This is a genomic window from Pseudoalteromonas rubra, assembly GCF_000238295.3.
Classification (GTDB): Bacteria; Pseudomonadota; Gammaproteobacteria; order Enterobacterales; family Alteromonadaceae; genus Pseudoalteromonas; species Pseudoalteromonas rubra.
The window spans coordinates 436850-450963 of record NZ_AHCD03000044.1; the positions used below are offsets into that span (position 1 = coordinate 436850).

Here is a 14114-nt window from a genome sequence, read left to right on the forward strand (position 1 = left end):
TGGTTGGGTTAACTTTTTAATTGTTGGGATGGTAGATTTTTATTGTTCTTCTGTTTTTATTTTTTTAAGTTAATGTCGTTGTTTGGTGGGTTTTTATTTTTAAATTTTTTAATTTTTTATGGTTTTTATATTAGTTAAAAGCAGGCTACTACTTAATGCCTGCGAAAGTGACGGATATTACCAGTCTGATACTGAAGTACAGAAAGACACTGATGTTTCACGATCTTCGTGAGAGTTACTGTGGCGGCTTGACATACCTACTAACGCGCCGTTTGAACCCAGGTGCCAGGGTTGGTCGAAGTTAGTTGGACCAACTGTTGAACAAGTCTCTGCACTCAGAGCAAAACCACTTGCTGAAGATTCAGCCATAGCAGCACAGGCGAACTTGAATACACGGTCTTCGTGTCTGTTGCTGTGTACACTGTACATACCTACCAGGAACTTACCAGCAGGGCAGGTGTAGTTGAAAGCCTGGTCATATGAGTTTACATAGCCAGTCCAGCTTAGAGATTTGCGATACAGGCGAGCACCGGCAGAAGTGGTGTATTTGCCACATTCGATGTTGAAGCGGCGATCTTCGCGGCGATTGTCGTGGTAGCTTGAAACTGACTTGATGAACATATTGTTTGGGCAAGTGTAAGAAAGCACAGCGTCGAAATCGTTCAGGTAACCAGCGTTGAACGTGCTGTACAGGCGTAATGTACCGCCGGCTTGCATGGTGAAGTCAGATGTTGACAGTGCAGCATTAGGGATATCAGCTTTTAACGCTACAACGCCATATTCAGATACGTCGTTCTGACTATCGATTAATTCGATAATTTCATTTACATTTTTAGCCTGTGAAGCAGGAATTCTGTAGATGCTGTCTCCCAGGTTATATTCCATATAATTTGCAGCATCTTGTGCAGCAAATGCGCTTAAAGTGGTGAAAGATAAAATCAGGGTTGCAATTTTTCCAATAGAACTAACTTTCATCTTTATAATCCTTTTTAAGGTTTGGTTTAAGGTGATTCATTAGAATCGAGATATATTTGATATTTAGGGTGGTAAATTGTCAATTTTATTTTTATTAACGTTGGATTTCTGTTTTGTTTCATTGGGCGGTTTTGTTTTATAAATTGGAATAGTTGTTTGTTGTGGATAATTGACTTTATATTTTTGTGACGGCTGTTTTATAAGCAGATATGTACCGATGAGAGGACATTTATTTTATTATCTTGGTTAATTTTTTGAGCGCTTGTACATGAATTAAGAACAAAGGAATATGCTTATTCTATTTTGTTATATGTATATCCTGTCCAATGATCTCTGTGACATCAGAAATAAATAAGCAAGGGTCGGTTTTGCACGAAGCGACGATGCAATGCGGGTAAAGGGGACAGGGCGCTATGACCAAGCACAACACCCTAAGGGAAATTCAAAGCTAAAGCTCACTTTGGCGTAGTACGTTATTTCATCAAAGCCGCAGGGCAACGCGTAATGGCTGGCCAATCGCATCATTGGTGATGAAATTCACTACTTCATCACCGCCCAGTTGATCAGGCGCTTGAGGATCCCCTTACAATTGAGGCTGATGTATCAAGCGCACGTATTTGCGTATAACCCAGTGTAACTGCTTCTTCATAACATAATCATAAAAAATATAAAGACGCCTGGAGGCTCCAGCGATGTCAAGCCGAGTAGGCCTGGCTGGAAATTTAAGCAGCCAGTATAGCTGGCTGAAAAAAGCCTGATGGCTTTTCGCATACAATTATTGGGGGCTGAAGGAATGGCGGTACTTTAATAGATAAAACTGTTTATATTTAGTGCGTCAGGTTTGACGGAAGTTTATTTGGTTAAATATAAGTGATGTTACAGCTGTCAAGAAATGGAGTAAATAGGTACAATTGAGATGGTTTTAAATAAAAAGGGAAAATTGTGAAATTTAAAATGTCAAATAAAAGCTGGCTGACGATGTCGAAAATTTTGTTCGTTTCATCATTGTCACTTCCTGCTTCGGCGAATACCGTAGTCGGTAAGGTAACCCATTCTATTTCAGTACCAAGTTCCGGATATTTAAATAATCCTACAAATATTTCTTGGTCTCCTCTTCCAGGATTTTCATTTGCTGACTTTTCTTTTGTGAAAATAGGCTACCGGTTAAACGGGGGCAGTTACACCTTCCAGGACCATAGAGGTTCAGGTACATCAATTTCGCTCAATCAGACAGGGCGTTGGTGCTTTATTGTTCGGGGATGGAACTCGAATGAGGGCAAGTTCGGGTTATTTAATATAAATAATGAGCAATGTGTTGAAATAAGAGATCTACCAATTCCAAGCGCACCTGTTATCGAATCGCATGACTATTACCAGCCGGTAAATAAAAATTTTGTGCTGAAATGGAATCCCCAGTCCGGGGGGCAGTATGTAAGTTATTATAAACTGAATGGCGCTTATTTTAGTGGTCAGAGTAAAGAGCTGAACTTCGCACACTATGGTAGACAATCATTCTCTGTTCAGGCTTGCAATTCACAAGATAAATGTAGCTCCGCAGCAACGACTGGCCTCTATATCTATGCATCTCCAGGTTTTGTTAGAAACCTGACATCTGAGAAAGTAGATGTTGAACTCAATGAAGCGGTAAATATTACCTGGGATCCTGCTGGAGGTATTATCCCATCCGGATATTACACGGTTTCTCTAAATGGTCGACAGTTGTACTCAGGAAAGAACCTTTTTTTCACGCATCGTTCTAGTAACCCGGGTAGGCATACATATAAGATTGCTGCTTGTAACCTAAACTTACCATGTACAGAAAGCTATCATACTATTAATGTGGCGGGCAGCGCGGAAGTCGAAGGTAATGCCTCCTTTAATTATGAGCATGGCTCAGGAAATAAAATAATTGACCCGTACTACAATAAAAATGAATATCTTTCGTGGAACATCTCACAAATAAAAAATGCTAACTTTTATCAGGTTGATGTTTTAGCGGAAGGTGACCGCCTTTTAGGCTCTTATAACGCTGAGAATGTAGGGAGTAATGTTAGGTTTAAGTTCGGTAACAACATAAATAATACGAACTATAAAACAAATCAGAGTGTAAGAGTGAAGTTGAAAGCCTGCAATATGTATAATCAGTGTAGGTATGTAACTGACACTAATTCTGCTCCAACAATAAAGCTAGTTAAATGGGATAACAATGTCTATTTCGAGGGGACTCCGCTTCACATCGTCGCAATTCATGCTGAAACGGATAGTAGTCAACAGAATGTATACAATAAACTATGGCCAAGAGCCAAGGTTGGAACTGCAGGAACAGCTCCCGCCAGGGGTCCGCATTACTTCTATGAAGTAGATGGTTATGAGCTAATAAAAGCATACATGTTTCCCTACGCCATTGATGATGCACAAGGTAACCTCAAGGCAAACAACGGCGTAGCTGCGCAATCGGAAACGTCAAAAGTACTATTTGACGGTGTTGTGCTTTGGAATAACCTAGGAAAGTATGACAAGGACACCACAACAGTAAATCGTCTTGAAAATACCTTCCATGAAAGTGATGGGCTTATTGCTCCGTTGACAACGGTCAATAGCAGACATTTCTGGAGAGAGTTTCTTGATAATGTATTTGGCGTAAAGTCTGAACTTGATTTAGCTGATTTGAATAATTCAAAATTTAATACTAAATACTTGTTTAAACCTGATGAAAATGGCAAAAGAGTTTCGATATTTGATGCTATTCATAAAACAACTCAGGGTACTGACGCGCCAAGAGGTGTTTACCTGATTCTTCCTGCCCCCTATATAGAGCCGGGCGCTGCTGATAGCTTTGACTACAGCTTGCACTTGAAAAGAACAAAGTACTATATTGATGAAGTTATTGAGCAGTACAGTATTTTCTTAGAAAACGTCAAAGAAAGAGGCGAAATAACTAATGTAAGACTCGCAGGTTTTAAGTGGGGTCAAGAATCATCTGGTATGAAAAACGAAAGCGTCTGTAAAGCATTAAAAACAGATGAAGCCTGCCTTTCGGCATTTAATGATTATCTGAAAGAAATTAAACGCTATCTCAATGGTTTTACAGCCAATAATCCTGGCACATCAGGTCAGCTCCAGCACCTTGCTTTTGTTTATAGTACAGTAAATGCTGATTTCAAAACACATGCATCGCCAGGCAAAAAGTTTTCTGAAATTACCTGTGAAAAAAGTGATAAAAAGGTAGAAGAGTGCTTTACTCGTTTCTCTTCAATAAAGGCTGGTGGTTTTGTTGAGCACTTTGACCAGGTGTTTTTCCAGCCGAATGCAACTTCACGAAGATTTGGCAACAAAAAAAGCGGGGATATGAGTGATGAGGCCATTGATAGAGAAGTACTAGATTGGTACGTGCGAGGGTTGTTTAATAAGCTTCCTGAGTCTGATGCAAGTAAATATTCACTCATGATTGAGTATATTAGAGCATTGGGTAAACCGATAGTTAATAATGAAAGAGATTTTGGGCTGCTTTCGACGGATCCAGGTCACGTCATACATCCTCATTTTAAAAACTTTGACTACTCCTCATACACATCTAGACTGCATGGAGAGACTAAATACACGGATGGCTTCTATGGTGATTTAAGTTACTATACTGACTATATTATGACCCAGTTCCCACCAGAATTCAGAGAAGGGAAGCGCAGCTTTCTTTATGATGATAATGGGGGCTTGGCATATTGTTACTCTCAGTATGCGCGTGGGTTGAAAAACTCGTGTGTAGCCGGAAGATATATAAAGGATGATAATTCACCAGATAGATTCCACCGATGGGATTTAATAGAGTCGATCAGTGAATTGCGTAGTTTGTATAGTTTCATTGAAACAACACGATCTGCAAGGGAAAACAAAGGGCTAGCTACCAAAGCTTTCCAGGGAGATCATAATATTTTCCCAAAAGAGCCTATTATAATGCTAACTAACCACGATACCACTCCCGGAAAAGTAAGTAGCAAAACACTAGATAACATTGCAATCTCATCCGGACAGATAATATCAGTCAAGTCCCTGGTCAGGGCCCGACTACTTGAAGCGGTAGCCTTTAAGTCGGATATTACCGGTATTAAGGAAGATGATCTGGTTCACTGTTCAGCCAAGCCAAGCATTCGAGTATCGTTTTACGATACTAATAATACACCGTTGCTTGAGCAGAGTGTTGAACTTACCAAAGAGCAATTTAAGTATGCATGCTTAACACACGCAATGAAATCTGCTTATTTTGCAGGCGGTAAAGGTGAAGTGCGAGGATTTCACACTTCTGGTGAAGATAAAGGTAAGAGGGCGTATGGCAGTGGTTTTTGGCCTGATGCTGATAATTGGGAGCTATTGAAAGGAGAGTTTGTTGCGCCTTCTCAAGCTGTAAAGGTATCAATTTCATTAGAAGCCGTTTCCACTGGTTTAACCAATAACTTAGAGGCTTACTTGTTCTACAGGCCAGAATACATCATTCACTAGTTGGACGTCAGTCATGGTCTTGCGAGGATCTTCCCTCGTAGGGCCAAAGTTAGCAGATATTTGCACTGCTACATTGAACGGTATCATCACGTATAGATATGAGTTCTGGTGATCACTGATTTTAGCTTGCTAGCTTGACCCGGCTTTTTAATTAATGAAACAAAAAGAGCGCTCGTCGAGCGCTCTTATTCCATTTGCCTGATAATAGCGCAGGCTGTTTGCTATTTCATATTAGCAATGTCGTCTTTTGTTGCATTCACGGTTTTCCAGGCGTATGACTCACCTACAACACCGAAAGGATAGCCGTTCGCTGTCCAGTTAGGGTTTGAGAAGTAGTCATATTGTGTTGCGCTACCAAAGACATGCGGATACGCCATGATGCTGGTAAATACATTATATACACCATGTCCCATACCATCGGTGTATACACCACCGGATGTGTCACCTTGTCTGCGGGCATGCGTTAAACCCTGGTTGTGACCTAGCTCATGCACAAAGGTGGTTGCACCGCAGTCTACAGCAGTGATGGAGTACATCTTATTGACCTGAGATGAGTACAAATTACCATTGCTGCCCTGACCAACCCAGGCAATACCACAGCTAATTAAGTTGCTGCCTGCAGATGACCCAACACCTAATAATGCAACCATGTCAGCGTTATTTGCATCACGATATTGTGCGATGGACGCGCTGTCCGTCAGTGCATTTAACCAGTTTTCGTCAGCAGTTACCTGCGCACTGCCGATAGAAGCTGAAGCGACCAGGTTAAGTCTTAAGTCAATTTCGTTTTGGCTATAAACCTGATTCGAAAATGAGATCAGCTGGTTAATTTTCGTTTGGATGTTCGATGTATTGGCAGCTGCTTCATCACTATACAGGATTGCGATATCAATTGTGTTGGCCTGAGTTAAACCTGAGGCCAAAGTGAGCGCTGTCGCTAAGATTGCTTTTTTCATATTGATTTTCCTTACTTCTTACTTGTTGTTTGAGTGTTGATAGGCGGGGAAAAGAGATCTTTTGCCCCTTCTGCAGGCGCACGCTCTTGAGGCGTGTGCTCCACATGATTCTTATAGAGGTCGCGTTTTGCGGCTATCCAGCCATGTTTGCCATGGGATTCAAAAACATAATTGCCAGAAGGGACTGTGAATTGTCCGTAAATGGCATCATTGCCCACTGTCATCACGGAATTATGGAAGCGATTACCTGAGCCAGTTACTTTTGCAAAAACACTTTTGTCACCGTTGGGAAATACATCTACCTGAGTGACTTCTGCACGATGCATTTCGGTGGTTTGTGGAATGGTTAAATCAAAGGTATCTCCAACTTCCAATTGTTGCATGGCTGCCAGGTTGAATTCGACATAGGCTTCTTCACTAATATCTTTTACTAGCACGCCCGCTTCTATTAATACTGCTTTGGCGTCATCAGAGATTGATGCTATTTCTCCAATATCCTGCGGCGTTCGCTCTACGTCCTGCGTGATTTCTTTTGTTGTGTTTGAAGCAATTTTCATTTGGGGCTTGGGTGAACTTGAAACAACAAGGGGATCTGCCTTAACTACGTTTTTATTCACTATTAACGCATCTTTTTGCACAGTAGGGGCTTGTGTAATTTCTGCGCTAGATCCAGAAAAAAGCCAATATGATATAAATATCCCTGTAAAAATAAGTGAAAATGTCAGTTTATTCATTTTTTATTCTTCGGCTGGCTGGGGGGAAAGTGAATATAATTAAAGTTAACAAATGTGTCAATTAAGTTGCAAAACTCTTTTTTTGTGATTTATTTGTTATGATATAACGAATTATAATTGCTTATAATGAATAAGTATTAGTCAAAAAATCAGTGTCAAAAGCGAATTTCAGCGCCAAAAAGTAAGCAATAAAAGTGCTTTATTGCGTCAGGCTAAATTGACTAATGTGATGTATTTATTGCTTTTTTATTATTGCGAGAGAAAGTGATGGCGCTCGAGCTATTAATTTGTACCGATTATTATTGCAATTAATAGCGAGTTGCAGTTAAGTTTTATCTACCCGGATGAACGAATTTACTCTCATGTGAGATATTAAGGGAGCTTCAAAAAAACAACTCGGTGGAATATGTTATTCACTTTTATTATATCGTGATCAATGCAATTTGTCTCAATCACTGATTGATTACCACTGATCATAACTCCATGAAATAGTAACGATAGGAGATATTTTATTCCCAGTATGCTCCTTTATCTTGATAGAAGTATTAATTTTGGGAACTGCTCCTTACTCTTGATTGAAATCAAGGTTGTGAAAGTCACAGCTTGTTAAAAATGTTGTGAAAATAATGCTGGTTAGATTGTAGGTGCAAATATATTGCTACTTTTTGGTTTCATTTGTACCTGAGTCTGCTTGAACCTATAGGAGTAAGGAAATGAAAAGAAAACATATAGCACAGGCTTTATTCATTGCGACTACTACTTTGTCGTCGGCAGGGGTGTTGGCAGAAGGACATACCAATTCACCCGTACGTGTTGCCATTGACCATCAGGGCATACCTTATGTGCAAAAAGACGACTCATTTGGTGGCTGGCACCGACAAGCGCTGCCTTATGGACAAAAAGCGCTGGCGGCTTCTGGTGGATATTTCCACTATCACTTTGGTACGTCGCCAGAAGATCCTGGCTATGCATACTACGAAGGAGCGACATTCAGTATTTCAGAAAGTGGTAATGCATTCAGATATCAAGATAGCAACTGGCAGCCTGTGACGGGCTGCTGGGGCGCAACAGATGTGAGCTCATTCACAGTGGATCATGTTTACTGTGTCAACGGTGATGGTACTTTAAAGAAATTTAATGATGCAACGGAAAACTTCGAAGGTCACTACCGAATCAATAACGAAGTCATTACTAAAATTGATGTTGCACTGGGTGGGGTCATTTGGGCGATTACTGAAAGTGACAAGCTGTATAAGTTTAACGGGGTAAGTTGGGAGCAGCAGTCAGTTGTGTGTGGAAATTTGTGCACACTTAAAGACATTGCAGTGGGAAGTGGTCAGGTTTATCTGGTAGCCAGTGTGTATGGTAGCAATGACGGCCCGCAGAGTGTGTACACATTGAAAGAGGGTGAGCTGGTTAAGTTTGGCGCTTTTTACAATATTGATGTAGACAGAGAAGGGGTGATCTGGGCGATTTCAAACTACACCCGCACAGTGTTTTACAAGCGCCCGGGTATGAGTGAATTTGCAGAAGATCCGCAAATGAGCCAGCGGGTCACATCTCATATTGGCGGATGATAAGCCCATATCAGTACTGAAATAGCAAGGGGTGGTGGTGACCACCCCTTTCCATGTTTAAAAGCTAAAGCTCACTTTGGCGTAATACGTCATGCCATCGAAGCCATAGGGCAAGGCACGCAATGGGTAGCGCATCGCACCATTGGTGATGAAGTTCAGTACTTCGTCTTCGCCCAGCTCATCAGGTGTTTCATCGAACAGGTTATCAATACCGGCAGACAGATTGATTTGCTCGGTTAGCTGATAGCCCATGTTGACGTCAACCAGAACAGCCGATTCAACCACGCTGGTTTCCTGCCAGCTGTTGGTTGGAGACAGAAAATCAGGCAGTTCTATGTGTCCGCCTGCAAAGTAAGTGACCTCGGTTTTGCCAAAATAGTTAAAGCGTAACAGAGCATTCCAGTCATCCTGTTGATAATCAAAGGTTAGCGTTGCCCGCTCCCTTGGCTGACCATGGGTCAGGAATGAGCGTCTTTGTTGATCAAGGACGATACCTTCAGGGATCCCCTGTGGCGCGTTCACTTTATCAATTTCTGTTTTATTCTTGTTGGCAGCAAAGGTGATATCCAGTTCTCCGCTGGCGACTACCGTCGAATAAGAAGCGATGAAGTCAACACCCTGAGTGGTTGAATCCAGTGAGTTAGAGAAAAAGTTGCCCTGCACTGCGCCCGTTGCGGTCAATGCCGTGTTGGCAGCAGGGAAGGCGTCTAGCTCATCACTGTTGACGCCAATGAAGCTGCCCAGGTTGATCCGATCGTAAATCTTGATCTGATAAAAATCTAAAGTAACGGACAGATCGCTGCTGACGTCCCAGGCCAGACCCAGGTTGTAGTTGTCTGAGGACTCCAGATCCAGTCCATCTACGCCCAGTGCTGCTGGGAAAGGTGAGCCTGCTGTGGCTGTATAAGATGTTGCGAGTGTGCCATCTCCGCCTAAAGTGGTCGTAAAGGCAGTATAACCGGACTGTTGTAATGACGGTGCTCTGAAACCGGTTGATGCAGCAGCGCGCACTGCCAGGTCTTCAGTGAGTTCATAGCGGGTTGCCAGTTTCCAGATGGTATCATCATTGGAATCTGATACATCTTCGTAGCGCAGCGCTGCACTGATCAGCCAGTCTTCGTTAAGCAGTGTTTCAGCTTCAATATACAGGGCATGACTGGAGCGATCGGCTTTATTGGCGGCACCGGGTCTGAGTCCCTGATAGGCCTGAAAACCACAGTCGGCGAAAATTTCAGCATCAATCACAGACGGGAAAGAGCGGTCAGAATTCGATACGCCACATGCATAAGACGCCACTTCACCCGGGACAATCTCATAATTTTCTTTGCGGTATTCGGCACCCACCGACAGGTAAATCGGCTCGCCACCGTCTATGTCAATAATACCGCTGATATCCAGGTTAGTGGTCCACTGGTCGAATCTGAAGCCACCAGAGTAGCCGCCTCTGGGTCCAGCGTTATCAGCGATGTCTTGTGCTGAAGCTGTTGGGTTATTCGCCAAATACTCAGCCGCATAAGATGAATTGATGGTATTGGACGACGAATAGTCATACTGGTTTTCACCGTATACACTGGATACATCGAATGCCCAGTCTGGATTGATATCGCCTTTCAGGCCGATAGCAAACGACAGGTCTTGCGCTTCGTTATCGATCCTAGGCAGGAAACCGTCCGGATACACTTGCGGCACGTTGCGCTCGGCACGATTAAAGTCGCGGTAAAAGCCGTTTCCAAGAGCGGTCCGATTTGAGAAGCCGGCAAATGAATACAGCTCTTTATCGCCCACAGGCAACGCAGCGTTATAGAACACAGAGATAAACTCACTATCAGAATTACCCTGCTTCCAGCGCACATCATCGGATAAAGTGCCAGGTGCAATGGTTGAGGAGCCTCCGGTGTCGCGCTCAGCCCGGTTGGTACCATCGGCATCGCGATATTCAAAAGAGACATTGATAAAGCCTCCCTGGCTGCCCAGCTCAAAGCCCCGGTTAAGGCCGAGTGAATAGGTATCACCATCGCCTTCGCCAGTAGCGCCTGCCTGAACAAACCCGGTGGTTACGCCAGTACTGTCATTGAGCGATAGGTTGATCACGCCAGCAATGGCATCGGAGCCATAACGTGCCGCGGCACCGTCTCTGAGGATCTCGACATTTTTTAACGCCATCATCGGAATAGAGTTCATATCCGTACCCGCGGCGCCAGCACCGACTGTGCCGGATAGGCCAAATATCGCCTGGGTATGACGACGTTTACCGTTGATCAGTACCAAAGTTTGGTCTGGCTGCAATCCCCTTAGTGTTGCCGGACGGAACAGATCTGAGCCATCAGAAACCTGGGTTCGGCTAAAGTTAAACGACGGCGCGATGGCTTGCAGGCTTTGCCCAAGCTCAGTAAACCCCCCTTTATTGAGTTGATCGGTATCCAGGATATCAATGGGTGAGGTGGACTCGGTTGCTGTCCGGTTTGAAACTTTGGAGCCCAGTACAGAAATGGTCTCGATGTTTTGTTCGTTAGATTGTTCTGCCATTGCGACGGAGCACGCAAAAAGTGCCAGTGCAACTGGCGAAAGTTTTATGGTTGTTGTCATCACTTACTACTCTGTTGATGTTATGTATTATTTTTTGTTTATTGAGCACGACGTTGACATAAATCAATTTTGAGTGCAATCGGATTGGACTAAAGTCGAATAGGATTTTTCAGTATGAAGGGAACTTTTGACAAAGTGGCTAAACGAGTTAGCCACTTAAATAGCGTAAAAGTGCAAACTTTACTGGCCACACTGACTCATCCAGGGTGACTCAATACAATTCTTGCGTAGCCTCTGAGCGTCATCAAGTGCTATTTGCGCTGCTTCAAGCTGAGCTTCCAATGCCGGCTTTTCGGCTTCACTGGCAACTGCCAGAAATGCCCTAAAACGTGCTACACGTCTGACTGCCTCACCATAGCGCTGCTCAGCTCTGTGCCAGGTTACATCGTGCATTGTATTACTCACTACAGGTTGCCAGTTATGTGCACTAAAGTGACCAGACTCCTGATAGCTTTTTACAACAAAGCTCCGTGGTACTTTTGTAAGCTCAGTCAAATCGAATTGCAGCCCATCCGGGTCGAAACTGTAGTTAACGAGTTTTTCCAGCGTTTGCAGACATGGTGTCATATCGCTCCCCCGGCAATAGGTCGGTTGCTCGTTCAGGAGCTGTTGCAGCTTTGCCGGAAGCGGCCCGTTTGAGTTAATATCGACGTTGAATACCGCATTTTCGGCATACTTCTCGAATTCTTTGACCTTGGTTTTGGTCTTTTTGAAAAACAAGAGGCGAGTCTTGGTTTGAGTTACAAAGCGTTTGTAATCTTCCTCGGTTCTGAAATGCAGGCGTGTATTGATAAACAGATCCCTGCCATAATTCACCTGATAAACAAAGTGGCTGCCGCAGTCCCGAAGGTTTACATCCGTTTTCACCTGTCGGTTTTCTAACGTGCTATAACCCTCTTCAAATTTCAGATGAAGCTGTGAGGTAAGCGTATTTTGGTCGGTGGCATTGCGGTGTGTCATAGAGCTGGACACACTGCCCGCAATAATAAACAGGTTGACGCCACCGTGCACTTCACCAAAAGTTCGACGTTTGATCAAGGTTTGATCTGCACGCTGGAGATAGTCCATGCTGCCACTGAATTCAGTATGCTGCGTTGGTGTTCCCTGTAGGCAAGCATCTTTGAGCTGATGCATTGAGGGGTCAAAGGCCCGGCCAAGGTCGTTGACGCCGACTTTTTCGCTGTAATAAATCTGTCCCTGGGCGGCGAAGGCACAGCTTAGAGACAATAAAGGTAAAAAGCTTTTCATATCCGCTCCCTGAAAAGAAATCGCAATGCGAATGAACGCATCGCGATTGATCATGGCAGGTTATTGCTCAAACGCTGTACCGTACGTGGTCAGTGCGCCTTCACATAATCGCCAGTCCAGGATGCCCCTGGCCGGAGACGTGACATCAATGAAAGTCGGTGCCCAGCGCATGTTTCTGAAGCGTGCGCTGTCCTCTTCACTGACTGCGCCTGCCCGAACGGCTTCCTGGCGGGCATACTCACATTGCTTCCAGTCAAACTCATTACTGCTAGGCAGTTGTAGCTGAGTGACATCATAGGTCGCCGGGCACTTGTTTCCGCGCTTCTCACAAGCCGCTTTCATATCCTTAATATTGGTTTCGCATGAATTACCAAAAGGGTTATCGCGACAGGACTTTGCAGCATTGAAGAAAAACCAGGCATTGTTGTAGGCCTTATCTTTAATTTCCTCTACAGCAGTACGTTGTGGCTCAGGCAGATAAGCAAAGTAGCTGTTCAGCAGATTCTGCGCACGCTGTTCATCAAGCATTGCCTGTTTAAAGTCGTCTTCCAGGTCTGCGGTCAGCCATTTGGTAGCATTTCGCACGACCTGGTATTCAGGTACCAAAGCGCGCAGCGGCAGCGATGAGTTTTCGTAGCGAGTGGTGTAGTAGCGCACTACGTTGTAATCACTCAGTGAATTTAACTGTTGATTAAAACCACTTTTTGCGTATCTGACAGCCTCGTAAAACATGTCAAAACAGGGGGTTGGGTTATCCAAAGAACAGGTAATGATGTTGTTTGGAATAACGCTCAGTAGTTGCTTGGGATCACCGCCGTGCTGGATCGCGCGGACTGTGATCTTAACAGAGGACTTGGTGTCATCTTTGAGATACTTAAGTTGCCCTCCGACATTAAAGACGCCACCATATAAATCCACATCCAGGTAACCACCGATGTCTGATTTATCCTTGCTGCTGCCGTAATCGATTTTCAGGTTCACGAATACGCTTGCGCCATATTCAATGCCGGTGACAAACTCATCTCCGACAAGTGTCTGCAATTTGGCCTGATGATTGTTCGCAATATCCTGACCAACCGTACTCAGCGTATATCCCGCGTTTTGATCTTGCGGCAAATACAGGCGTTTTTTCGGTGTGCTGGATGCACTGAAAGTGTAAGAGCTGGAATACGAACTGGATGCCATCTCTTTTGCCAGCGAGGCACCGGCAGAGACACGTATAACAGGGAAGTTAACGTTTACATCTACGCTACCATTGAGTGTATTGAGGACATCGTCATAGCTCATATCGATGCCGGTTTTAAATTTGAGCTCGGTATTACCATAGCTTTCATCAATGACACCCGCCACCGGGTGTACATTTAAAAAACGTTTTGTCTGACTGTCATAGGCTGTGCCTACCGCTACATGGTCATTGATCAGACCGGATATCACGGAGCCCGATACATTTGAGCTTGAAATGGCAGCACTAGGTCGCTCAGCTGCCAGGCCTTGTCCTGCAAACACCATTGCAAGTACTGATAAATAGAGTGATTTCATATCAT

The 14114-nt window shown here is 43.8% G+C and carries 8 protein-coding genes; 2 read left to right on the forward strand and 6 right to left on the reverse strand.

The annotated features are described in order from the left end of the window. Positions 1 to 177 precede the first annotated feature (177 nt). A complete protein-coding gene (locus PRUB_RS22865; RefSeq protein WP_010379999.1) occupies positions 178 to 975 on the reverse strand; it encodes a dermatopontin-like protein in 798 nt (265 codons plus the stop codon). A 942-nt stretch (positions 976 to 1917) separates the two neighbouring features. Between PRUB_RS22865 and PRUB_RS22870 the strand changes: the two genes are divergently transcribed. After that, positions 1918 to 5469 (forward strand): hypothetical protein, encoded by a 3552-nt coding sequence (locus tag PRUB_RS22870; protein ID WP_010380000.1) that lies wholly within the window; start codon positions 1918 to 1920, stop codon positions 5467 to 5469. Positions 5470 to 5690: 221 nt separating this feature from the next. On the opposite strand, the gene PRUB_RS22875 is transcribed toward PRUB_RS22870, so the two are convergent. Then, positions 5691 to 6425, reverse strand: a complete 735-nt coding sequence (locus PRUB_RS22875; RefSeq protein ID WP_010380001.1) for a zinc-dependent metalloprotease family protein — start codon at positions 6423 to 6425, stop codon at positions 5691 to 5693. Positions 6426 to 6436: 11 nt separating this feature from the next. Continuing rightward, the gene (locus tag PRUB_RS22880; protein ID WP_010380002.1) at positions 6437 to 7159 is read right to left on the reverse strand and encodes a hypothetical protein; all 723 of its coding nucleotides are present in this window, start codon (positions 7157 to 7159) and stop codon (positions 6437 to 6439) included. A 713-nt stretch (positions 7160 to 7872) separates the two neighbouring features. Between PRUB_RS22880 and PRUB_RS22885 the strand changes: the two genes are divergently transcribed. Next, the gene (locus PRUB_RS22885) at positions 7873 to 8736 is read left to right on the forward strand and encodes a hypothetical protein (RefSeq protein WP_010380003.1); all 864 of its coding nucleotides are present in this window, start codon (positions 7873 to 7875) and stop codon (positions 8734 to 8736) included. Positions 8737 to 8793: 57 nt separating this feature from the next. On the opposite strand, the gene PRUB_RS22890 is transcribed toward PRUB_RS22885, so the two are convergent. The 3 genes from PRUB_RS22890 to PRUB_RS22900 all read right to left on the reverse strand — a co-directional run bounded on the left by PRUB_RS22890 (position 8794) and on the right by PRUB_RS22900 (position 14109). Further along, positions 8794 to 11322, reverse strand: a complete 2529-nt coding sequence (locus PRUB_RS22890; RefSeq protein ID WP_010380004.1) for a TonB-dependent receptor plug domain-containing protein — start codon at positions 11320 to 11322, stop codon at positions 8794 to 8796. A gap of 180 nt (positions 11323 to 11502) precedes the next feature. Then, the gene (locus PRUB_RS22895) at positions 11503 to 12570 is read right to left on the reverse strand and encodes a hypothetical protein (RefSeq protein ID WP_040644504.1); all 1068 of its coding nucleotides are present in this window, start codon (positions 12568 to 12570) and stop codon (positions 11503 to 11505) included. A gap of 60 nt (positions 12571 to 12630) precedes the next feature. Beyond that, on the reverse strand, positions 12631 to 14109 hold the full coding sequence (locus PRUB_RS22900; protein ID WP_010380010.1) for a hypothetical protein: 1479 nt from the start codon (positions 14107 to 14109) through the stop codon (positions 12631 to 12633). Positions 14110 to 14114: the final 5 nt, after the last annotated feature.